This window comes from Schaalia naturae, assembly GCF_042665795.1.
GTDB classification, from domain to species: Bacteria; Actinomycetota; Actinomycetes; order Actinomycetales; family Actinomycetaceae; genus Pauljensenia; species Pauljensenia naturae.
Window position 1 is genome coordinate 1,231,406 of the sequence record NZ_JBHTEF010000001.1, and the last position, 21,481, is coordinate 1,252,886.

General features: G+C 72.7%; 18 protein-coding genes and 1 pseudogene. 5 read left to right on the forward strand and 14 right to left on the reverse strand.

Features of this window, described 5'->3' with window-relative positions:
* Positions 1-13 precede the first annotated feature (13 nt).
* Both ACFQWG_RS05380 and ACFQWG_RS05385 read right to left on the reverse strand, forming a co-directional pair.
* Complete coding sequence (locus ACFQWG_RS05380; RefSeq protein ID WP_291500642.1) at positions 14-316, reverse strand: DUF2249 domain-containing protein; 303 nt, start codon at positions 314-316, stop codon at positions 14-16.
* 85 nt (positions 317-401) lie between these two features.
* Complete coding sequence (locus ACFQWG_RS05385) at positions 402-1,157, reverse strand: SDR family NAD(P)-dependent oxidoreductase (protein WP_291500643.1); 756 nt, start codon at positions 1,155-1,157, stop codon at positions 402-404.
* A gap of 208 nt (positions 1,158-1,365) precedes the next feature.
* Between ACFQWG_RS05385 and ACFQWG_RS05390 the strand changes: the two are divergent.
* Positions 1,366-1,650 (forward strand): annotated as a pseudogene (locus ACFQWG_RS05390) (anaerobic glycerol-3-phosphate dehydrogenase subunit C); the annotation flags it as partial.
* Here the strand turns inward: ACFQWG_RS05390 and ACFQWG_RS05395 are convergent.
* A complete protein-coding gene (locus ACFQWG_RS05395; protein ID WP_380972884.1) occupies positions 1,566-2,735 on the reverse strand; it encodes an ATP-binding response regulator in 1,170 nt (389 codons plus the stop codon). The pseudogene ACFQWG_RS05390 and the gene ACFQWG_RS05395 sit on opposite strands and share 85 nt — an antisense overlap.
* On the opposite strand from ACFQWG_RS05395, the gene ACFQWG_RS05400 reads away from it, so the two are divergent.
* Positions 2,734-4,368 (forward strand): DEAD/DEAH box helicase, encoded by a 1,635-nt coding sequence (locus ACFQWG_RS05400; RefSeq protein ID WP_380972887.1) that lies wholly within the window; start codon positions 2,734-2,736, stop codon positions 4,366-4,368. The genes ACFQWG_RS05395 and ACFQWG_RS05400 overlap by 2 nt on opposite strands.
* A gap of 72 nt (positions 4,369-4,440) precedes the next feature.
* Here ACFQWG_RS05400 and ACFQWG_RS05405 read toward each other — a convergent pair whose 3' ends face one another.
* The 6 genes from ACFQWG_RS05405 to glpA all read right to left on the reverse strand — a co-directional run bounded on the left by ACFQWG_RS05405 (position 4,441) and on the right by glpA (position 10,980).
* Positions 4,441-5,379, reverse strand: coding sequence for a VOC family protein (locus ACFQWG_RS05405; RefSeq protein ID WP_380972889.1), 939 nt, complete (start codon positions 5,377-5,379; stop codon positions 4,441-4,443).
* 113 nt (positions 5,380-5,492) lie between these two features.
* Entirely contained in the window at positions 5,493-6,419 is a 927-nt protein-coding gene (locus tag ACFQWG_RS05410; RefSeq protein ID WP_380972892.1) for an isoaspartyl peptidase/L-asparaginase family protein, read from the reverse strand.
* 41 nt (positions 6,420-6,460) lie between these two features.
* Complete coding sequence (locus ACFQWG_RS05415) at positions 6,461-6,646, reverse strand: hypothetical protein (RefSeq protein WP_380972895.1); 186 nt, start codon at positions 6,644-6,646, stop codon at positions 6,461-6,463.
* 184 nt (positions 6,647-6,830) lie between these two features.
* Positions 6,831-8,072 carry an anaerobic glycerol-3-phosphate dehydrogenase subunit C gene (locus ACFQWG_RS05420; RefSeq protein WP_291501270.1) on the reverse strand — a complete coding sequence of 414 codons (1,242 nt, stop codon included), beginning with the start codon at positions 8,070-8,072 and terminating at the stop codon, positions 6,831-6,833.
* Positions 8,069-9,379, reverse strand: coding sequence for a glycerol-3-phosphate dehydrogenase subunit GlpB (gene glpB / locus ACFQWG_RS05425; RefSeq protein WP_380972898.1), 1,311 nt, complete (start codon positions 9,377-9,379; stop codon positions 8,069-8,071). Before glpB ends, ACFQWG_RS05420 begins: the two co-directional genes overlap by 4 nt.
* Positions 9,376-10,980 carry an anaerobic glycerol-3-phosphate dehydrogenase subunit GlpA gene (glpA, locus tag ACFQWG_RS05430; protein WP_380972901.1) on the reverse strand — a complete coding sequence of 535 codons (1,605 nt, stop codon included), beginning with the start codon at positions 10,978-10,980 and terminating at the stop codon, positions 9,376-9,378. Before glpA ends, glpB begins: the two co-directional genes overlap by 4 nt.
* Positions 10,981-11,243: 263 nt before the next feature.
* Here glpA and ACFQWG_RS05435 point away from each other — a divergent pair, with 263 nt between their 5' ends.
* Both ACFQWG_RS05435 and ACFQWG_RS05440 read left to right on the forward strand, forming a co-directional pair.
* On the forward strand, positions 11,244-13,034 hold the full coding sequence (locus ACFQWG_RS05435) for a cation:proton antiporter (RefSeq protein ID WP_380972904.1): 1,791 nt from the start codon (positions 11,244-11,246) through the stop codon (positions 13,032-13,034).
* 39 nt (positions 13,035-13,073) lie between these two features.
* Positions 13,074-15,086, forward strand: a complete 2,013-nt coding sequence (locus tag ACFQWG_RS05440) for a M13 family metallopeptidase (RefSeq protein WP_380972907.1) — start codon at positions 13,074-13,076, stop codon at positions 15,084-15,086.
* 45 nt (positions 15,087-15,131) lie between these two features.
* Here the strand turns inward: ACFQWG_RS05440 and ACFQWG_RS05445 are convergent, their stop codons facing one another.
* Positions 15,132-15,329: a hypothetical protein gene (locus ACFQWG_RS05445; RefSeq protein ID WP_380972910.1), complete on the reverse strand. Its 198-nt coding sequence runs from the start codon at positions 15,327-15,329 to the stop codon at positions 15,132-15,134.
* Positions 15,330-15,518: 189 nt separating this feature from the next.
* Between ACFQWG_RS05445 and pepN the strand changes: the two genes are divergently transcribed.
* Complete coding sequence (pepN, locus tag ACFQWG_RS05450; protein ID WP_380972913.1) at positions 15,519-18,104, forward strand: aminopeptidase N; 2,586 nt, start codon at positions 15,519-15,521, stop codon at positions 18,102-18,104.
* Between the two features lie 22 nt (positions 18,105-18,126).
* Here pepN and ACFQWG_RS05455 read toward each other — a convergent pair whose 3' ends face one another.
* The 4 genes from ACFQWG_RS05455 to ACFQWG_RS05470 all read right to left on the reverse strand — a co-directional run bounded on the left by ACFQWG_RS05455 (position 18,127) and on the right by ACFQWG_RS05470 (position 21,389).
* Positions 18,127-18,579, reverse strand: coding sequence for a PTS sugar transporter subunit IIA (locus ACFQWG_RS05455; RefSeq protein ID WP_380972916.1), 453 nt, complete (start codon positions 18,577-18,579; stop codon positions 18,127-18,129).
* A 2-nt stretch (positions 18,580-18,581) separates the two neighbouring features.
* Entirely contained in the window at positions 18,582-18,827 is a 246-nt protein-coding gene (locus ACFQWG_RS05460; protein ID WP_291497351.1) for a PTS glucose/sucrose transporter subunit IIB, read from the reverse strand.
* Positions 18,828-18,915: 88 nt separating this feature from the next.
* A complete protein-coding gene (malQ, locus tag ACFQWG_RS05465; protein ID WP_380972919.1) occupies positions 18,916-21,066 on the reverse strand; it encodes a 4-alpha-glucanotransferase in 2,151 nt (716 codons plus the stop codon).
* A 41-nt stretch (positions 21,067-21,107) separates the two neighbouring features.
* Positions 21,108-21,389 (reverse strand): PTS transporter subunit EIIB, encoded by a 282-nt coding sequence (locus ACFQWG_RS05470; protein WP_291497347.1) that lies wholly within the window; start codon positions 21,387-21,389, stop codon positions 21,108-21,110.
* Positions 21,390-21,481 lie beyond the last annotated feature (92 nt).

Genomic DNA, 21,481 nt, shown 5'->3' on the forward strand with positions numbered 1-21,481 from the left:
GGCCTCGTCGCCTCTACCTCCGGATCAGACGCACCCGCCACTCGTCGGGCCCCTCAACGACGTACTCCATATCGACGCCGCCCGGGAAGCGGCCGCGGATCTGGTCGAGCAGCGGCGTCGGGTCGTGGGGCTCGACGACGATCATGGACAGTCCGGGCGCCAGTGACTCGAAGGCGCCGATCACGGCGCCGTGGCGAATCGCCTTCGGGATCGATTTCGCGACCAGGACCGGCGCGCCGGCGTCGACCGCGGCCTGCGCCTCAGCGCGGTCGCGGTGGAGGCTGAGGGTTTCGGGAGCATGCTCGTCTGGCGTCATGCGGCCACGCTACTCCGAGAGCGGTCGGAGGGGAACAGCGGCGATCGGCCGCAACCGCAGGCCCGGTCCGCGCGGGCCGGGTCCCTCACTCGGCGGCGCGGGCCACCAGGGTGTTCGTCGCCTGGGCGAGGGGGCGGATGACCATCGAGTCGATGTTGACGTGGGCCGGGCGCGTGAGCGTCCACACGATCGCGTCGGCGACGTCCTCGGCCGTCAACGGCTCGGCGACACCCTCGTAGACCTTGTCGGCGGCGTCCTTGGACCCCAGCCGGTTCAGGGAGAACTCCGGGGTCCTCACCATCCCCGGCGCGATCTCGATGACCCGGACCGGCTCGCCGACCAGCTCCTGGCGCATCGTGTTCGCGATGATGCGCTCCGCGTGCTTGGCCGCCACGTAGCCGCCACCGCCGGGATAGGTGTCATGCGCCGCGGTCGAGGTCAGGAACACGACGTCGCCCCCGCGCTCGCGCAGGCCCGGCAGGAAGGCGCGGGTGACCTGGAGGGCTGTGATGACGTTCCGGTCGAACATCTGGGTCCAGTGCTCCGTGTCGGCCCCGGCGATCGAGTCCACGCCCAGCGCCCCGCCAGCCACGTTGACGACGGCGTCGACCGGGCCGAGCCCCAGGACGTAGTCGGCCATCGCCTGGACCTGCTCGTCGTCCGTGAGGTCCGCGGCGAAGGACGTGCAGCCCGTCTCCTCGGCGAGCTTCTTCAGCCTGAGGACCCGCCGCGCCACGGCGGTGACCGCCCACCCCTGGTCCCGCAGCCGCCTCACCGTGGCCTCGCCGATGCCCGTCGAGGCTCCCGTCACCACTGCCCGCCGCACGCTCCTGGTCTGCATGCCCCCATTATGGCCGTATCACCGCCCCGCCGGGCTACGCGGCGTCGCGGAGGAGCGAGCGCGTCCCCACCCGTCCCAGGGAGCGGGAGCGGGAGCGCCACCAGATCATGCCGGCGGCGGCCAGCGAGGCGGCCAGCGCGATGCCGGCGGGCAGCCACCACGGCAGGGAGAAGTCCGCCTTCATGATCCCGATGCCGCGCAGGACGGCCACGAGCGCCGGGTTCTGCAGGAGTGTGACCGCCGCCGCCCCGAGCTGCGTGATGTGTCTTCGCGCGTCTTCGACATCTGCGAGTTCCTGCTCGCGCTGCACGACCGCGGGGAGCTGGACGAGGACTTCCAGCTCATGGAGCTCGTGCCCGGGGTCCACGTCGTCGAGTCCGGTCAGCCGTGCTGCGGCATCGCCGGCACCTACGGCCTGAAGAAGGAGAAGTACGAGGTCGCCCAGGCGGTGGGCAAGCCCGTCTTCGACTTCATCAAGGAGACGAACCCGGAGTGGGTCCGCCGGAACCGCGCGAGGCCGTCCTCGGTGAACCCGGAGAGGTCGGAGCCGGCGAAGAGGACCCTTCTCAGGGGCGGGCGCGCGATCTGCAGCGCCTTGGTGCGGATCACCCGCAGCCGCGCCACTCGGCGCGGGTCGTCCTCGTCCACCTCCAGGAGCTCGGCCGCCGCCGAGATGCTCGCCGCCGGAGTGCCGAGGTCGTGGCCGAGCTGGGCGATGACGGTGCGGTGCTCGCGCGTGAGCCGGTCCTCTCGCTCGCGGAAGGCGGCGAGTTCGGTGCGCATGAGGTCGAAGCTCTCGGTGAAAGCGCCGAAGGCGTTGCCGGGGTCCATCGCGAGCGGGCCCTCCAGGTCCCCGGCGGCGCCGCGGCCAGCGGAGGCGAACCGGTCGAGGAGCCTGCGCACCTTCGCCAGCAGCAGGGCCAGGGAGAACGGCTTCGTGAGGTAGTCGTCTCCGCCGATGCCTAGGGCGAGGATCTCGTCGTCCTCGCCGCCGCGCGCGCTGATGAAGACGATCGGGCAGTCCGAGGTGGCCCGCAGCTCCCGACACAGGTCGAAACCGGAAGAGCCGGGCAGGTTGACGTCGAGGAGCACGAGCGAGACGGGGCCGGCCCCCAGGCGGAGGCGCGCCTCCCCCGCGGAGCCCACTGCCGTCGCCCGGATGCCCGCCGCGCGCAGATACTCCGCGCAGGCGTCGGCGAACGCCTCCTCGTCGTCCACGATGAGCGCCTGTCCGCCCACCGGCCCCGTGCCTGTCCTCCGATCCCCCCATCCTTCCCTAGACCCCGTCCCGTCCCCGATGTCACAGACGAGCGTGGAGGAGGTGGTCGGGCCGCGTGCTAGCGTTGACTCCGGCGGTGGTGCACACCGCCCGCGTCGTTGAACGCTTGACGGGTCCCGCGCCCTGCGCGCGGGCCGCCCCTCCCGCTCCCCCGCCGGTTCCCGGTTCGCGAGGGCGGCCACTGCTTTCGGACGGCGAACGGATGCGCCTGTCGGCGCCTTCGCCCCCTTCGTGCCCCGGGACTCTCCGTTCCGTGCGGCACCGACACGCGGGCCGTGCACGCCCGCAGGAGTTGACATGTCCTCGATCCATGACCGCCAGCCGGTCTCGCCCGCCTCCGCTCTGCTGGGGGGCGGCGTGCCCGCCTCCCCCGACCGGAGGCCCCGCAGGCGGGCGTCTTCGGCGCCCGCGCGGCGCCCGACACCTGACACGCCTCGTGAGGCGAATCCCGCCTTCCAGGAGCTGGGCGTCCCCGCGGAGCTCGCCGGCGTCCTCGCCTCCGACGGGAAGGCCCGGGCGTTCCCGATCCAGGCGGCGACTCTGCCCGATTCCCTCGCCGGCCGCGACGTGCTCGGACGCGGACGCACCGGATCGGGCAAAACGCTGGCCTTCGCGCTGCCGTTGGTGGCCGGCCTTGCGGCCGCCTCCCAGGCCGGGGCCCGTGCCAATGTGCCGGGCCGCCCGCGCGGGCTGGTGCTGGCGCCCACCCGCGAGCTCGCCACCCAGATCGCCGAGGTCATCGAGCCGTTGGCCCGCGTCGAAGGGCTGCGCGTGACGACGATCTTCGGCGGCGTCAAACAAGCCCGCCAGGAGGCCGCGCTCGGACGCGGCGCCGACATCGTCGTCGCCTGCCCGGGCCGTCTGGAGGACCTGATGGGCCAGGGGATCGTCCATCTATCCTCCATCTCGATCACCGTCATCGATGAGGCCGACCTCATGGCCGACATGGGCTTCCTGCCCGCCGTCACGCGGATCCTGCGCGCCACCCCCGAGCGCGGGCAGCGTCTGCTGTTCTCCGCCACGTTGGACAACGGTGTGGACGTGCTGGTCAAGCGCTTCCTCCACGATCCCGTCCATCACTCGGTGGATCCTGCGGAATCGCCGGTGGAGCGCATGACGCACCACGTCTTCGAGGTCGCCGACGCGGACGCCAAGAAGGCCCTCATCGACCGGCTCGCCTCCGGGGAGGGCCGGCGCATCGTGTTCTTCCGCACGAAGCACCGCGCCAAGCGCACCGCCAAACAGCTGACCGCCTCCGGGATCCCCGCTGTGGATCTGCAGGGCAACCTGTCCCAGAACGCGCGGGACCGCAACCTGGCCCTGTTCCAGTCCGGCGAGGTGCGGGTGCTCGCCGCCACGGACGTCGCCGCTCGCGGCGTGGACGTCGATGACGTCGCACTGGTCATCCACGCGGATCCCCCGCGGGAGCACAAGGAGTACCTCCACCGCTCCGGGCGCACGGCGCGCGCCGGGGCCGCGGGCGACGTGGTGACGATCTGCCTGCCCGAGGAGCGTAAGGACCTGGCTGATGTGCTGAGGAAGGCGAAGATCCGGGTGACCCCCGAGCGCGTGACGGCCGCCTCGCCGTCGGTCGCCGAGCTGGTCGGCACGATGGCCCCCTTCGTGGCGCCAGCCCCGGTGGCCGCGCCCGCCCCTGCCCGGTCGCGGCGAGGCGGGCGAGGCCCGCAGGGAGGCGCCCAGACCTCGCAACGCGGCGGCCGGCGCGGCGGCCAGGCGTCGCAGCGGAATGCTCACTCCGCGCAGAGCACCCGCGGGTCGGGAGCCGGTGCAAAAGAACTCACCGCCGGCGGATGGACCACCCGCGCGAGCCAGGGCCGCGCCACGCATTCGGCGGCCGCGGTCTCGGCTGCCCGCCAGCCTCGCCGCGGCGGGACCAGCTCCTCGCGCGGACGGCGCGGGACCGGCCGCTGACGCGGCGGAACCGGGCACGGGACGGGGAGACGCGCCCACCTGGCCTACGGGAACGCCCACCAGGCGGGCCGCTCAGCCGCCGATCTCGGGAGCGATCGCGAGCCGGGTGCGCCAGGGGTCCTCGACGCGCAGCGTGCGGCCGTCGTCGACGGCTGCGATGCCATGGCCGCGCAGCCGCTCCTCAATCGACTCGACGTCGTCCCTGGTGGGGACCAGTATCCGCACGTCACCCAGCCCCAGGGAGGCCGCGCGGGGCCCCGCGCCCCGGCTCTGCCACGTGTTCATGCCGATGTGATGGTGGTAGCCGCCGGCCGAGACGAACAACGCGGTCCCACCGAGCTCAGCGGTGACGTCGAAGCCCAGGACACCGACGTAGAACCGCTTCGCCTGCTCGATGTCGCCGACCTGGAGGTGGACGTGCCCGACCACCGCCGACACTCCCGCATCCCCCGGCTCCGGGTCGAGCCACTGGCGCAGGAACCGGTTCGGATCCAGCGGCAGCGTCGTCATGTCCACCCGGCCGTCGGCCCCGACGTTCCACTGGCCGCTCGGCCGGTCGTGGTACAGCTCCAGGCCGTTGCCCTCGGGATCGGTGAAGTAGAACGCCTCGGAGACCAGATGGTCCGCCGATCCGATGAAGGTCTGCGGCGCCCGCTGGGCCATCGACAGCACCGCCGAGGCGAGGCGGCGCTCGTCCTCGAAGAGGATGGCCGTGTGGTAGAGCCCCGCGCCGCCGTGGTCGAAGGAGGGGAGATCCCTCGCCTGCCGCAGCTCCACGATCGGCGTCCCGCCGCGTCCCAGCGTCACCGCGGGACCGGACTGGTCGAGCACGTCGAGGGTCACCGCCCGCCGATAGTAGGCGGTCATTGCATCCAGATCGCGCACGAGCAGCTGGACCGCGTCCATCCGAGTGCCGTCCGGCGCAGCCCCCGACGTCGCCGTCGGGAGACGGCTCCACCGCGGGATCACCGAGGCGCGGCCCGCCCTCTCGGAAACCTTCGTATCCGCCATCGCCGATCGACCTCCAGGTCTTGAACCTTCGACCGCCGACAAGAAGTGTGCCAATATTTAGTTGACTCGTCAATCACAACTTGCGCGGACGGCGGTGCGCTGGACGCCCGGGCTCACTGCTCGGGGACGATCACCTGCCCGTCGTCGACCCACGCGCGCCACAGGTGCGCAGTGCTGAACGCCACCACCGCCTCGCCGTCCGGGCGCACCGCGATGATCCCGCCGCCGTCGCCCAGTGGCGGCACGAGGTTCTCCGAGATCGACGCCGTCACCGCCTCTTCGAGACCGGCGCCGCCGTAACGCAGCCGCGCCCAGATGTCGTGGGCGACGACGCCGCGGATGAACCCCTCGCCATAGCCCGTGCAGGACACGGCCACGACGCCGTCGCGCGCGAACGACCCCGCCCCCACCAGGGAGGTGTCCGAGACGCGGCCGGGCAGCTTCCCGTGGCTCAGGCCCCCGGTGGACGTCGCCGCCGCCACCGCCCCTCCCGCATCCACGGCCACTGCGCCCACGGTGCCGTGCCCGCCGCCGGGTCCGCCGAACCGCGCGCGGTCGCGCCGGGCGTCCTCCAGGCGCCTCGGCGTGAGGAAATAGCCCGCGTCGGCGCGCTCGACCCCCCACTGCGCGAGCAGTTCGTCGGACGGATCCACCATCAGCGCGTGCGGCGTGCGCTCCATGACAGCGCGTGCCCCCAAGATCGGGTTGCGAATGGACCGCGCACAGGTCACCGCCCCGGCGCGTCCGTCCCCGGCGATCAGGCACGCATCCATCTCCGCCGTGAGATCGGTGGTCAGGGCCGCGCCGCGCCCGGCGTTGAACAGCGGGAAATCCTCGAAGACGACCACGGCCGCGCACACCGCATCCAGCGCCGCTCCCCCGCCGTCCAGGACCTCCTGCCCGGCGCGCGCCGCCCGCTCCAGCGCGTCGAGACAAGCCCGGTGCTCCTCCGGGCCGTACGAGGCGGGAACCCCGCCCGCACCCGCATGGACGACGATCCTGACCGGGTTCCCCTCACCGCCGAGCCGCGTGACCTGCACCGCCGACCATCTCCTGTCCGCATCTCCGAGACAGGGCGAGCCTAGTCCGGTGTCCCGCGCGCCCATCCCCGCGATCCGCCCATCGACCGCACCGGGGCCTCCTCCCCCGACTCCAGGACCGCGATCGCCAACTGGACCCGGTTCGCGGTCCCGGTCTCGGCGAAGCTCCGCCACCTCCCGCATGGGTCGCGGTCGCGGCCCAGGTCCCGGTCTTCGCCGCCGAGCATGACTACGGGTGGAAGGGGCTGCCGGACGTCAGCGTGTTCGCGCTGGTGACGGCCTGGCCGACGGTGCGCAGCGGCGGACCGGAGTCCGGCATCGTCCTGCACACGGTCGACAACCTGATCCTCCGGCGCCGCCCTCGTCGGTGGCGCGCCCTCGCCCCTGGGAGGCGCGTGTCTCCCCGCAGAGTCAGCTGCGCAGGCCGTAGGCCTCGTGGATGACCTCGATGGGGTGGATGACGTGGGCGCCGCTGCCCTTGCGCAGCTGCCAACGGCAGGTCTCCGTGTCGCACACGGCGATCTCCGGGTTCGTCTCCTTGATGAAGTCGAAGACGGGCTTGCCCACCGCCTGGGCGACCTCGTATTTCTCCTTCTTCAGGCCGTAGGTGCCGGCGATGCCGCAGCACGGCTGACCGGACTCGACGACGTGGACCCCGGGCACGAGCTCCATGAGCTGGACGGCGGGCAGCCCCATCCCCGCGCTCTTGAGCTGGCAGGGCGCGTGGTAGGGCAGGGTGACGTCCATGCGCTGGAAGTCCTCGTCCAGCTCCCCGCGGTCGTGCAGCGCGAGCAGGAACTCGCAGATGTCGAAGACGCGCGAAGACACATCGCGCAGCTCGGGGGTGTCCATCTCGAGGATCTCGCGCGCCTCGTGCTTGAGCATGCCGCCGCACGAGCCCGAGGACGTGACGATCGGGGCGTCCCGGTTCACGGAACGCAGCTGCTCGGTGAGCCGCGACACGTACTTGCGGGAGTCGTCGTACAGGCCGTTGGACTGCAGCGCCAGTCCGCAGCACCCGTGGTGGGGCACGAGCACCTCGTACCCCAGGTGCTCGAGGACCTCCACCGACCGGATCGAGGTCTGCACCTCGAAGTATTCCCCCGCGCACCCGTGGAAGAAGATCACCTGGCCGCGCGTGCCGGACTCCGGCTGGGGCGTGTGCCTGCGGAACCATGCCTCGAAGGAGCGGCCCTCCGCCACCGGCATCGGGGCGTCCGCGTGCACCCCGACGACGCCCTCGACGATCTTCCGGATCGGCTTGTTCGCGAGCGCCCAGTTCGCCAGCGGCGCCACCGGCGTCATCACGGCTCCCATGAGAGTGGTCCGCGAGATCAGCTTGTCGCGCAGGGGGATGCCCTGCTGCTCCTTCATGGCGGTGCGGGCGTGGTGGTTGATCTCGGCGACCTTGACGCCCTCGGGGCACACGAGCGTGCAGGTGCCGCACGAGGAGCAGTAGTCGATCGAGTGGTCGACCGAGATGGCGCCCCCGCGGTAGCGCTCGCCCTGCGGGCCGACGAACTTCGGCCCGGGGAAGAGGTCCGTGACGCGCGCGACCGGGCACTGGGTCTCGCAGATCGTGCACTTCACGCATGCGTCCAGGCTGGCGCGCAGCCCGAACTCGTCCAGGTCCAGGATCGTCTCGCTGCTCATTCCTCACCCTCCAGGATCGAGTCGGCCGCGCGCAGGGCGCTGGCCAGGGCGATGCCGTCGCCCGACTTCTCATGCCACCGAGTCGCCCCGGCCAGGATGCCCCCCGCCGCGCGCACATGTGCATCGACGAGGGCGCCGCCGCCGTCGAGGACGCGCATCTGGTCGTCGACGTCCAGGCCGGTGCGGTAGAGCGGCTGGTCAGCGCCCCAATAGTCGCCGGCCGTCAGGCCCTCACCGTCCTCCGCGACGCCCTCGGGCAGGCGCACCGGCAGGCCCAGAGCGGTCTCGGTGACGTGCCCGTAGGAGTCCAGCCACAGGGCGCCCGACTCCAGCCCGCCGCTCGCCAGGATGACGTCCCGGGCCTCGATCAGCGTGTCGTGCCCGGCGGTCGCCACCCGGACGGACAGGCCGAGGCCGCCCTCGTCGCCCAGTCCCTCGATGCCGGTGACCCGCGATCCCAGCACGTAGCGCGCACGGCGCCGGGCCAGCTCGGTGAGGCGCTCGTTCAGGCGCATTCCCGGCACGGAGGGCGGCGGCAGCGGCACCTCGAAGACGTCGTGGCCCAGCCGCGCCGCGATGTCGCGCCAGGCACCGGTGTCGGCGAGCCCCAGGACCGCGGGGAGGCCCACGACCTCCCCGTCGCGCAGCTGCGGGGCGATGGCCCGGCACAGCCGCTCGCGCGCCTCGGGGCGATCGAGCGCGCGCGCCCAATTCACCCCGGAGGTGTCGACCTCGCCGGGGCGCGCCTCGACGTCCACCCACACGGCCCGCGCGCGGATCGGGGCCCCGTCGGCGCCCGCGTCCGGAGCGCTCTGGCGCTGGAGGTTCCCGGCGACCAAGTCGGGGTAGAAGTCCTTGAGGCGGCGCAGCCCGACGAAGACGTACTCGCGGTCGGACCGGATGACGCCCGCGCGCATCGAGGGCGGGATCAGCGCCGTCGGGCGCAGGGCGCCGACGGCCGTGGGCAGGCAGACGTTGGCCACCGTGAGGCCCTCGGGGGCCTCGAGCAGGTCGGGGCCCGCCACGCCCGCCAGCCAGGCGAGCGCCTCGCGGACCTGCTCCCCGGAGAAGCGGGCGTAGGGGTGGTCCGCGTGGTCCGGGTCGTCCCCGGTCCAGGAGTCGACCGCGGTGAGCGGGTCCTCGACGCGGCGATCCCCGTCGTAGCCAAGGACGTCGATCGTCCCCTGGCCCAGCTGCAGCCCGCCCAGGCCGCCGGTGACCAGGGTGACGGCCCGCCCGCGCTCGGCCAGGCGCAGCGTCGCGGCCAGGCCCGCCAGCCCCGCTCCGATAACGACGGCGTCCCTCATCGCACGACCTCCTGCGTCGGGGCCGGCAGGTGCTCGAGGTCCAGCGTGCCCCAGTAGATCCAGTAGTCCAGCGCGGTCTCGCGCGCCTGTCCGCCGAAGAGGATCGGCCACAGTCCGATCCAGCGGTTCTTGAGGAACATGCGCAGCAGCTCGGTGGCGCGCTCGGCTCCGACGTCCCCCCGCTGCTGGGCGATGCCGGCGGCGCGCGAGGCGCAGAAGCCACCCTGGCACGGCCCCATCCCCAGGCGCATCTGGCGGCGGACGTCGTCGAGGGTGTAGTCCTTGAGGCCTTCCATGGCCCCTTCGAGCTTCTCCCGGGTGAGCAGCTCGCACTCGCAGACGACCTGGCGCCCTCCCGGGGCGTCGACGGTGCCCGGATCCGCGGTGGGCTGCTCGACCTCGTGGAGGCGGCGTCCCAGGGTGTAGAGCGTCCCGGACTCGGAGCCGACGACCGGTTCCTCCGCGGTGCGGCAGGGGCGCTCCTCGCCCATCTGCTCGCACATCTCGTCAACGATGCGCTCGGCCATGAGCCGGTAGGTCGTGAGCTTCCCGCCGCCGATGGTGAGCAGGCCGGCCACGCCGTCGCGCTCGAGGTGGTCGACGACGCTCATCCCGCGGCGCATGTGCCGGGTGTCGTTGGCGGCCACCGACGTGTCCCGGATGAGCGGGCGCGCGCCCGCCCAGGCGTGGACCGCCCGCATCCGCCGGAAGCCCGGGATCATCTCCTCGCCGGCGTCCAGCATCTGCTGGACCTGGTCGTGGGGGATGGACAGGCGGTCCGGGTCGTCGGTCTTCTTGTCCGTGGTCCCGATGATGGACACGGTGTGGGCGGGCACGACGATGTCCCCGTCGGCCGGATGGATGCAGCGGTTGAGGACCTCGTGGTTGAGGCGGTGGTTCATCGCGATCATGATGCCGGCGCCGGGCACGACGTCGACGCCGTGGCACTCCGCCATCGCCGCGATCCTCCCGGCCCACGGCCCCGCGCAGTTGAGGGCGAAGCGGCATTCGATGCGCACCTCCTCGTCCGCCCGCAGATCGCGGCAGATGACGGCGCGGACCTGGCCGTCGGCGTGCTCGATGCGGGTGACCTGGTGGTAGGTGAGGATCCTCGCCCCGTAGGCCTCGGCCGACCGGGCCGCGCCCCAGACCAGCTTCCAGCCGTCCACGGATCCGTCCTGCACCTCGAAGGCGCGCTTCGTGCCGGGGTTGAGCCGGGGTTCGCGGCGCAGCGCCTCCGAGACGGGGATCTCCTGGCAGGGCACGCGCGCCGCCCGGCATGCGGCCTCGAAGCCGTCGGCGAAGGCCTCGTCGTCCACTGGCGCCGTGACGAAGAGCCCGCCCGTGTCCTCGCAGGCGTCGGCCTGGATCCTCTTGAGGATGGCGTTCTCCTGGGCGCATTCCGTGGCCGACTCCGGATCGGAGACCACGTAGCGCCCGCCGGAGTGCAGCAGGCCGTGGAAGCGCCCCGTGGTGCCCTGACCGAGATCCGCGCGATCCACCAGCACCGTGGGGAACCCCCGCATGGCGGCGTCGCGCGCGACGCCCGCACCCGTGGAGCCGCCGCCGACGACGACCACCTCGCTGCGTATGGTTCTCATCCGTGTCCCTCCCTGCCCCGGCATCCACGCCGGCCGGTCACCTGGCGTCTGCGCCCAGCGCTTGTCTCGATGCCATCCTCACACCCGCCGACCCCTGTGCGCGCCACGTTCAGCCTCCGTGCACAAACGTGCACACATTGGAGGTGACATCGTGACGTTTCCCGGCCCCTGACTGTGGCCCAGGCCACTCCGACCGGTAGGATCGGCCCCGGACGCGCGCAGGCAGCCTCGAACGCGCACGGAGAGCAGCGGAGGAGGACCGGATGGCCGACATCGACGCGGTTCCCGTCGCCCTCATCGCGGTCCTCGGCGTCCTGGCCATCGTCCTGGGCGAGAAGCTGGCCCCGCGGCTGCGCGTCGCCACGCCCCTCGTCCTCGTGGCCCTGGGAGTGGCCGTCTCCTTCATCCCCGCCGTTCCCGCGATCACCGTGGACCCCGACCTCATCCTGGCCGGCGTCCTGCCGCCCCTGCTGTACGCCTCGGCCGTCAGGCTCCCCGCCATGGAGTTCCGCCGCGACCTCACCGCCATCGGCGGCCTGTCCGTGGTCCTGGTCATCCTCAGCTCGCTGGCGCTGGGCGGCGTGCTCACCGCCGTGGTCCCCGGCATCCCCCTGTCCGTCGGCATCGCGCTCGGCGCGATCCTCAGCCCCACCGACGCGGTGGCGACCACCATCATCCGCCGCCTCGGGGTGTCCCCTCGCATCGTGACGGTCCTGGAGGGGGAGAGCCTGTTCAACGACGCCACGTCGCTCGTCATCATGGGCGTCGCCATCTCGGCGGCCGGGTCACCGGACACGGTGTCGGCCGGCGGGATCGTGTGGAAGCTCGTCTACTCCATCGCCGCCGCCCTCGTCATCGGGGCCCTGGTGGGCACCGGCGGCCTCCGGTTCCGCCGATGGCTGCACAACGCGCCGCTGTCCACCCTCGTGTCCTTCACCGCGCCCTTCGTCGCCTACCTCGCCGCCGAGGAGCTCGGGACGTCCGGGCTGGTCGCCGTCGCGACCGCGGGTCTCGTCGCCGGAAACGGAGCCGCCCGGCAGCTGGACCCCACCGACCGCATGGCGGAGGCGCCGACCTGGCGCTCCGTCTCCCTGCTCCTCGAGGGCGGGGTGTTCCTGGCCATGGGCCTGGAGCTGTTCGGGCTGGTCGAGGAGGTCCGCCGCGTCCACGAGAGCCTGTGGTCGGCGGCGGGCCTCGCAGCCCTCGCCGTCCTCGTCGTGCTCGCCGTGCGCGGAGCCTTCATCGGCGTGCTGCTCAGGCTGCTCGGGCGCCGCGCCCGACGCCGCGCCGCGCGCCGCGAGCGCGCCCGGGCCGCCGTCGACCGGCTGCGCGACCCGGACGGGAGCCTGTGGGAGCTCGGGCGCGGCGCGGCGCCGCTTCCCCAGGCGCGGCTCGACCGGCTCCGGCTGTTCCTCGCGCGCACCGCGGCCGACATCGACTACCTGACGGAGCAGCGCCTGGGGCCGCGGGAGGGCGTGCTGCTGGTGTGGGCCGGGATGCGCGGGGTCGTCACCCTGGCGGCCGCCCAGTCGCTGCCCACCGGCACCCCGCAGCGCGCCCTCCTGGTCCTCGTCGCCTTCCTCGTCGCCGCCGGCACGCTGGTCCTCCAGGGAGCCACCCTGCCCTGGCTGACCCGGCGGCTCGCGCTCACGCGCGGCACGGACGAGTTGGACGCCGAGCGCGCCGCGCTGCGCACCGAGCTGGACACCGCCGCCCTGGGATGCCTCGACGAACCCGGGCTCGCACGCTCCGACGGCTCCGCCTACGACCCCGTGGCCGTCGCCCGGGCTCGGCGCGACCTCTCCAACGCCCAGGCGATGCACGCCCAGGCCGTCTCCACCACGCCCGAGCGCTTCGCCCAGTACCGCGAGCTGCGCCTGCGGGCCATCCAGGCCGAGCGTGAGGCCCTGACCCGCGCCCGCGACGCCGGGAGGGTCTCCTCGCGGACCCTGCGCGAGGCGCTCGCCCAGCTCGACGCGGAGCAGATCGAGATCCGCGCCCGACGTGGTCCCGTCATCACGACCGAGGACGAGGAGGACGACGCCGACGCCTGACCCGTCCGCCCGTCTCCGGAGCGTCTGTAGGGTTGAGCCATGACTGAGCAGACACTCGAGGCCCGCGTCCTGGATCCCTCCCTGATGGATCGCGACGTGCGCCCCCAGGACGACTTCTTCCGGCACGTCAACGGCACCTGGCTGCGTGAGCACCCGATTCCCGCGGACCGCCCCACCGACGGGGCGTTCTACCTGCTGCGCGACCTGTCGGAGGATCGTGGGCGCGCCATCGTCGAGGACGCGGCCGCCGGGCGCCTCGAGGATCCCGACGCTGAGCGCATCGCCGTCATCTACCGGCAGTTCATGGACGAGGGAGCCGTGGAGGAGGCCGGCGGTGCACCCCTGGCCCCGGAGCTCGACGCCATCGCCCGGGCCGGCGACCACGGGGCGCTCGCCCGCGTCGGCGGCTCGCTCTCCCGCGGGACCGTCTCGCTGTTCTTCTCCCCTTACGTCAACAACGACGTGCGCGACGCCTCGCGCTACATCGCCTACCTCCACCAGGCCGGGCTCGGCCTGCCCGACGAGTCCTTCTACCGCGAGGACCACCACGCCGCGACCCGAAGCGCCTACACGGGCCACGTCGCGCGCGCCCTCGTGCTGGGCGGTGTCGTGGACGAGGGCGCCGCCGCCGAGGCGGCGGAGCGCGTCATGGCCTTCGAGACGACGCTCGCCGGCCACCACTGGGACTCCGTGAAGAACCGCGACCCGCAGCTGGCGGACAACCCGCGCGCCTGGGCGCAGATCGTCGAGCAGAACCCCGGGTTCGACTGGGACGGGTGGGCGCTCGCCGCCCGCTTCGACACGACGGCCGTCGACACCGTCAACATCGACCAGCCCGACTTCCTGGCCGCCGCCTGCGCGCTGTGGGAGCGCACGGACCTCGACGTCCTCAAACTGTGGCTCGCGCGCAAGGTCATCGACGCGCGCTCGCCGCTGCTGGCGCGCGCCTTCGTCGAGGAGAACTTCGACTTCTACTCCCGCACGCTGGCCGGGACGCAGGAGCTGCGCCCGCGGTGGAAGCGCGGCCTCGCCCTCGTCGAGGGCACGCTCGGCGAGGCGCTCGGGCGCCTCTACGTGGCCCGGCACTTCCCCCCGGAGTCCAAGGCCCGCATGGAGGACCTGGTCGCCCGCCTTCTCGGCGCCTACCGCGACTCGATCACCCGCCTCGACTGGATGGGCGAGGAGACGAAGGCGCGCGCCCTGGAGAAGCTCGCGAGCTTCACCCCGAAGATCGGCTACCCGCCGAAGTGGCGCGACTACTCGGCCCTGGCGGTCTCCGCTCAGGCGACACTGGTGGACAACGTGCGCGCCGCGGAGACCCACGAGTCGGACTACGAGTGGTCGAAGCTCGGCCGGCCCGTGGACCGCGACGAGTGGTTCATGACCCCTCAGACGGTCAACGCCTACTACAACCCGACGATGAACGAGATCGTCTTCCCCGCCGCCATCCTCCAGCCCCCGTTCTTCGACCCCGAGGCCGACGACGCCGTCAACTTCGGCGGCATCGGCGCGGTCATCGGCCATGAGATCGGACACGGCTTCGACGACCAGGGCAGCCGCTTCGACGCCGCCGGGAACCTGCGGAACTGGTGGAGCGACCAGGACCGAGCGGAGTTCGAGGCCCGCACGAGAGCCCTCATCGCCCAGTACGACGCCTGCACGCCCGCCCAGCTGGAGGGCCGCGGCGGCGGCCTCCACGTCAACGGCGCCCTGACGATCGGCGAGAACATCGGCGATCTGGGCGGCCTGGCCATCGCATGGAAGGCGTGGGCGGCGACCCTGCGGGACCGCGGCATCGCCTCCCCGGCGGACGCGCCCGTCATCGACGGCCTGACCGGACCGCAGCGCTTCTTCCTCTCGTGGGCGCGCATCTGGCGGGGGAAGTCGCGTGACGAGTACGCCGTCCAGATGCTCTCCGTCGACCCGCACTCGCCCGTCGAGTTCCGGTGCAACGGGGTGCTGCGCAACCTGGACGCCTTCGCCGACACCTACGGCCTGCGTCCCGGGGACGCCCTGTGGCTGGAGCCCGAGGAGCGCGTGCGCATCTGGTGACCGCCGGGCCCGGCGCCCCGCGGCCCCGCCCCGGATCGGGAGCGGTCACGAGGGCGGGGCCGGCGAGGCGGGCAGGGTCGACGCCCCGGGATCGGGCACCGGGGTGGTCTGGACGGCCGGGCGCTGGTCGGAGGGCCTCTCGGCGATCTCGCATGCCGACATCCCGATCGCGCAGGCTCCCGCCGCGAGGGCGGCGAGGAGGCGGCCGGGCAGCCCCGGGGCGCGTCGGGTGCGTGCGGTCATGGGCGTGCTCCCTGCTGGTGCGGCTGTTCCCCCGCGGGTTTCGGCGGGGCGATCGCCACCGATTTTCGCACGCCGCGTCACGATCCGTTGGCGCGCACGTGTGTTTCGCGCGCTGACGTGGGAAACTGGAGGCCGGTGCGCCCTCGGGCGCGCGGTCCCATCATCCCGTTAGCCCAGGAAGGCCTGTCGATGCCCGGTCTGAACCTCACCCGTGACGAAGCCGAACAACGAGCTGCCGCCGTCACCGCCACCCGCTACGACGTGGACCTGGACCTGACGACCGGGGACCGGGACTTCCGCTCCGTCACGACCCTCTCCTTCGATGCGCAGGAGGGGGCCTCCGCCTTCGCGGACCTCGTCTCGGCCAATGTCCGCTCGATCACGCTCAACGGCGCGGACCTGGGGGTCGGTGCTCACCGGGACAACCGCATCGCCCTGGAGGGCCTGGCCGCGCACAACACGCTGGTCGTCGACGCGGACTGCCAGTACATGCACACCGGGGAGGGCCTGCACCGCTTCGTCGACCCCGCCGACGGCCAGGCGTACTGCTACTCGCAGTTCGAGGTCCCCGACGCCAGGCGCGTGTACGCCACCTTCGAGCAGCCCGACCTCAAGGCCGTCTTCGCCTTCACGGTGACGGTGCCCGCGGGGTGGAGGGTGTTCTCGAACGCGCCGACCCCGCAGCCGGAGGAGGGGCCCGAGTCCTGGACGTACCGCTTCGACGCGACGGACCCGATCTCGACCTACATCACGGCGATCGTGGCGGGGCCGTACGAGGGGACCACCTCGGCGCTGACCTCCACGGACGGTCGGGAGATCCCCCTGGGCGTGTGGTGCCGCGCCTCCTTGGCGGAGCACCTGGACGCCGGGGCGATCCTGGACGTCACCCGCTCCGGCTTCGCCTTCTTCGAGTCGCAGTACGGCATCCCCTACCCCTTCGCGAAGTACGACCAGGTCTTCGTGCCCGAGTACAACGCCGGCGCCATGGAGAACGCGGGATGCGTCACCTTCCGCGACGAGTACATCTACCGCACGCGCCCCACCGCGGCCCAGCTCGAGACTCGCGCGAACACGGTCCTCCACGAGCTCGCCCACATGTGGTTCGGCGACCTCGTGACGATGAAGTGGTGGAACGACCTGTGGCTCAATGAGTCCTTCGCCGAGTTCATGTCCCACCTGGCGCTGGCCGAGGGCACCGAGTGGACGCAGGCCTGGACCGGTTTCCTGCTGCGCAAGGACTGGGGGCTCACGCAGGACCAGCTGCCCACGACCCACCCCATCAAGGCGGAGATCCGGGACCTGGCCGACGTCGAGGTGAACTTCGACGGCATCACCTACGCCAAGGGCGCCTCTGTGCTGCGCCAGCTGGTCAGCTATGTCGGGCGCGAGCCCTTCTTCACCGGGCTCCACGCCTATCTCTCGGCGCATGCGCACGGCAACGCCACGCTGGACGATCTGCTCGGCGAGCTGGAGAAGGCCTCCGGCCGCGACCTCGCGGCCTGGTCGAGGGTCTGGCTGGAGGAGGCCGGGGTCACGCTGCTGCGCCCCGTCGTGGAGACGGGTGGGGACGGCGCCGTCACGCGCCTGTCCGTCGTCCAGGAGCCCTTCAGCGAGGGGTCGTCCCTGCGCCCCCACCGCCTCGCCGTGGCCGGGTACGCCCTCGACGAGGACGGCGCCGCCGTCACCCGGACCTTCCGCGAGGAGCTCGACGTCGACGGCGCCTCGACCGATGTCCCCTCCGCGCGGGGCCTGGCCCGCCCCGACCTGGTGCTCGTCAACGACGGGGACCTGGCCTACGCGAAGATCCGCCTGGACCCGGAGTCCCTGGCCTTCGCCGTCGACCACATCACGGCCTTCGCGGACTCGCTGACCCGCAACGTGATCCTGGCCTCGGCCTGGGACATGACGCGCGACGCCGAGATGGACGCGCGGTCCTACCTGGATCTCGCCATCTCCGCCCTGCCCGTCGAGACGAACATGGCGATGCTCAACCTGGCGCTGCGCCACATCACGCAGGCGTCGCAGACCTTCGTCGCGCCCTCGGCGCGCGAGGCCGAGCTCGCCGCCATCGGCGACCGGCTGCTCCTGCTGGCCCGCGCCGCCGTACCCGGCTCCGACCAGCAGCAGATTCTGGTGCGCGCCGCGGCGCGCGCGGCGGTCTCCCCGGCGCAGTTCCAGGCCATCGAGGCGCTCCACACCGGCACCGACACCCTTCTCGGGCTGGACCTGGACGTCGACCTCAGGTGGGACCTGCTCACGGCGCTGGTCCGCGGCGGGGTCGCCGACGAGGAGCGGATCGCCGCCCTGGAGGCGGAGGACCCGACGATGACGGGACGCCAGAACGCGGCCCGCGCGCGGGCCGCCCGCGGCGACTCCTACGTCAAGGCCGAGGCGTGGGAGCAGGTCCTGCGCGACCCGTCCCTGCCCAATGACACGCGGTGGGCCATCGCCTCGGGGTTCTGGGCGCAGGCCCCCACCCGTCCCGAGCTGTACGTGCCCTTCGTCGCGGACTACTTCGAATCGCTGGAGGCGATGTGGGCGGACAACACGTTCCACACCGCGGAGGATCTGGTCACCCTGATGTTCCCCTCCGCTCTGGCCGGCTACGCCGCCGATCTGGACGTCGCGGCCCAGGGCCGCGCCTGGATCGGCTCCCACCCCGAGGCGTCCGCGGCGCTCGTGCGCATCCTCCGCGAGCGCATCGCCGTGGTCGAACGCCAGCTGGCCGCCCAGCGCGCGGACGGGGCGACGGAGACGCTGCTGCTGGACCTCTGATCCGGGCTCTCCCCGGGGCGCGTCACCCCAGGCGCAGCAGAGGCTCCCCGGCCCTCACCCGCCGTCCGGGTTCCGCGAGCGCTGTGAGGGCCAGGCCGGCCGACTCCAGGACGATCACGGGGACGACGGGGTCCAGGCCCCGCCCTCGGATGTCCGAGGGAGACCAGGCGACCACGGCATCGCCGGCGCGCACCTCCTGCCCCTCCTCGCACAGCAGGGAGAAGCCGTTCCCCGCGAGAGAGACGGTGTCGAGTCCGAGGTGGACGAGCACCGCCGGCGAGGACGGCGTCGCGATGACGAAGGCATGCGGGTGGAGCTTGACGATCGTCCCGTCGATGGGGGCGAGTGCCGGGAGCCGCCCCTTCCGGGTGGGGATGATTGCGAGCCCCGGCCCGACGATCTCCTGGGCGAACACGGGGTCGGCGACGTCTGGCAGAGCGATGACGCGACCGGCGACCGGCGCTCCGACCTCCAATGTCAGCGCAGGTCCTCGATGTCCGAGACGATCGCGTCGGCCTGGGGGCCCATGACGACCTGGATGGAGGTGCCGACCTTGACGACGCCGAAGGCGCCGGCCTGCTTGAGGGCGGCCTCGTCGACCAGGCTGTCGTCGTCGACCTCGACGCGGATCCTGGTGATGCAGGCCTCGATGTCCTCGATGTTGTCCCATCCGCCCAGCGCGTCGAGGACGGATTCAGCTTGACTCATGGTGTGCTCCCTCACGCTCGTCGTGGTCTGGCCGGCTTGCCATGTGATCGAGAGTAACACGGGGCACATCACCGCCAGAGGGCGATGGCGCAGGCTGACGGGCCTATGCGCGGACCTGCCCCATGATGTCGAACAACGCGGTGAGACGCGGGTCGGAGGGCAGGTCCTCCAAGGCGACCTCCCTCCCCTGGGCGTCGCACAGCGGCATGCACCAGTTCGGGTACTCGCGGTTGGTGCCTGGCAGGTTCTGCGGCCGGGTGTCCCCCACGGCGTCCACGAGAGAGGCGGCGACCAGCCGGGAGGGCGTGCGCACGATATAGCGGTGGAGAGCCTCGACGACCTGGCGCGTCGAGGGCTCGGCCTGGTCGGCGCCGATCAGGCCGTACTCGCGCAGCCGCTGGAGCATCCGCTCCCGCTCGACGCGGTCGGCGGCGCGCACGGTCTCCACGTCGTCGACCAGCAGCCCCAGCCGGTCCCGCAGCGTCGTCTGGACGCCGTCGAGGTATCCGGCGGTGGGGGGCAGGTCGTGGGTGGTGACGGTGGCCAGGACATCGCGCCGGTACCGGTCGGCGTGCAGCGGCCAGCCCGAGCCCTCCTTCTCGAACCACAGGACGGAGGTGCCCAGGACGCCCCGGTCCGCCAGGTAGCCGCGGACCCAGGGCTCGACGGTGCCCAGGTCCTCCCCGATGACGGCGGCGCCGGCGCGCTGGGCCTCGAGCAGCACGACCCCGACCATGGCCTCGTGGTCGTAGGAGACGTACGTCCCCTGTGCGGCCGGCGTCCCCCTGGGGATCCACCACAGGCGGAACAGCCCGAGGATGTGGTCGAGGCGCACGGCACCCGCATGGGCGAGGGCCGCGCGGACCATGTCGCGCAGAGGGCGGTATCCGGAGCGTGCCAGCGCCCGCGGCGACCACGGCGGCTGGGACCAGTCCTGTCCCTGCTGGGAGTACATATCGGGAGGGGCGCCCACGGACATCGACCGGGCGAACATGCCGGGCTCCGCCCAAGTCTCGGAGCCGTTGCGGTGGACGCCCACAGCCAGGTCCCCCATGATGCCGATGCCCATGCCCAGGCCCGTGCACACCCGTTGGGCGTCCCCCATCTGGAGGCCGACGATCCACTGGCACCACATCCAGAACTCGATGCGGTCCGACGCCTCGACGCGGGCCGGGCCGACGCCGGGGGCGTCGGCGCGCGCGCAATCCGGGGACAGGCCGTCTTCCCCGGCCCGTTCGACCAGCGCGCACCACAGGGCGAATCCCTCCAGGTCCGGGCCGCCGCGGGCGGCGAAGGCGCGGAACTCGGATTCGCGGTGGTAGGAGCGCGGCACCCGGTACAGGAGCTCCAGGGCCTCGCGCTTCGCCCCCCACACGCGATCGCGGTCGATCAGGGGGGATTCCTCGGGGCCCCGGGCGGCCTGCCGGAGCTCCTCGACGCGCCGTCGCTGGTCGTCGGGAAGCGCGGCGTACTCCTCGACCGCCTCGGGGCGGATATAGAGGGGGTTGACCCATCGCCGCGTGACGGGAAGGTAGGGGGAGCGCTCCATGGGGAGGGCGGGCGACGAGGCGTGGACGGGGTTGATCAGCAGGAAGTCCGCTCCGTGATCGGCGCACAGGGCTGCCAGGTCGGCCAGGTCCACGGCATCGCCGATGCCCCACGAGCCCCGGGACCGCACGGAGTACATCTGGGCGCTCACGCCCCAGTGGCGGAGGCCGTCGGAGAGGGCGGCCGGCTCCAGGCGCTCGGGCACGACGATGAGGGGCGCGCAGTGCTCGCTCCCGCCCTCGACGGTGGCCACCAGCCGGTGCCACCCCAGGGGGAGCCAGTCGGGCACCAGCATCGTGGCGCGCCCGACCAGGTGACCGTCGATCTCCCGGGGCGGCACCCATCGGCCCAACTGGACCAGGTCCCCCCGGGATCCGTCCTCCAGGACGTAGGACACGCGCACCCAGTCCCCGTGCGGGACGTGGACGGGGATCTCGCGGGCACTGCCCTGCCTCACGACGATGCAGTCGGGCAGGGTCGAGCGCCATTCCCCGTCCTCGGCGCGAGCGAGCGCGGCGCGGACCTCGTCGACGGTCGAGCCGCGGCCGACGGGCACGTCGAGAGCCTCCAGGACGGCCAGCAGGGAGTCCGCGGACACATCGCGGCGCCTCCCGTACCAGTCCCAGAACCCCGTCGCGACGCCGTTTGACTCCGCCAACCGCCGCAACGACTCCATGTCACCCGCAGCGGGGGCAGATCCGCCCATCCATCGCTCCCCTCGCCGCGCCGACCTTGACCCGACCCATCCTAGGAGGTGGCGGCGTCCATCGGCGCGGACCCGCCGGCGCCCCGCGCCGCGGACAGCGACCGCGCGAGGGCCGCGGCGGCCTCGTCCGCCCCGCGCCCGACGACGAGCTGGACGACATCGCCCGAGCGCACCACGGCGAGCACGCCAGGCCGGCGCAGGCCGGGTTCGTCGACGAGGAACGGGTCGCGCACCTCGATGCGGATGCGCGGGGAGCAGGGCTCGACCTCGGTGACGTTGCCGACACCGCCCAGGGCGTCGACCAGCACCGCCGCGTCCTCCACCCTGGCCTCCCTCCGCCCGTCCGCAGCCGAGTGCGGACCACACCACATGGTAGGGACCCTGCCGGTGGTCGGCAAAGAGCGGACCCGGGTCG

Coding starts and splice junctions, on each gene's coding strand:
- ACFQWG_RS05380 (WP_291500642.1), bottom strand. CDS start 316: ATGACGCCAGACGAGCATGCTCCCGAAACCCTCAGCCTCCACCGCGAC.
- ACFQWG_RS05385 (WP_291500643.1), bottom strand. CDS start 1,157: ATGCAGACCAGGAGCGTGCGGCGGGCAGTGGTGACGGGAGCCTCGACG.
- ACFQWG_RS05400 (WP_380972887.1), top strand. CDS start 2,734: ATGTCCTCGATCCATGACCGCCAGCCGGTCTCGCCCGCCTCCGCTCTG.
- ACFQWG_RS05395 (WP_380972884.1), bottom strand. CDS start 2,735: ATGTCAACTCCTGCGGGCGTGCACGGCCCGCGTGTCGGTGCCGCACGG.
- ACFQWG_RS05405 (WP_380972889.1), bottom strand. CDS start 5,379: ATGGCGGATACGAAGGTTTCCGAGAGGGCGGGCCGCGCCTCGGTGATC.
- ACFQWG_RS05415 (WP_380972895.1), bottom strand. CDS start 6,646: ATGCTCGGCGGCGAAGACCGGGACCTGGGCCGCGACCGCGACCCATGC.
- ACFQWG_RS05420 (WP_291501270.1), bottom strand. CDS start 8,072: ATGAGCAGCGAGACGATCCTGGACCTGGACGAGTTCGGGCTGCGCGCC.
- glpB (WP_380972898.1), bottom strand. CDS start 9,379: ATGAGGGACGCCGTCGTTATCGGAGCGGGGCTGGCGGGCCTGGCCGCG.
- glpA (WP_380972901.1), bottom strand. CDS start 10,980: ATGAGAACCATACGCAGCGAGGTGGTCGTCGTCGGCGGCGGCTCCACG.
- ACFQWG_RS05435 (WP_380972904.1), top strand. CDS start 11,244: ATGGCCGACATCGACGCGGTTCCCGTCGCCCTCATCGCGGTCCTCGGC.
- ACFQWG_RS05440 (WP_380972907.1), top strand. CDS start 13,074: ATGACTGAGCAGACACTCGAGGCCCGCGTCCTGGATCCCTCCCTGATG.
- ACFQWG_RS05445 (WP_380972910.1), bottom strand. CDS start 15,329: ATGACCGCACGCACCCGACGCGCCCCGGGGCTGCCCGGCCGCCTCCTC.
- pepN (WP_380972913.1), top strand. CDS start 15,519: ATGCCCGGTCTGAACCTCACCCGTGACGAAGCCGAACAACGAGCTGCC.
- malQ (WP_380972919.1), bottom strand. CDS start 21,066: ATGGGCGGATCTGCCCCCGCTGCGGGTGACATGGAGTCGTTGCGGCGG.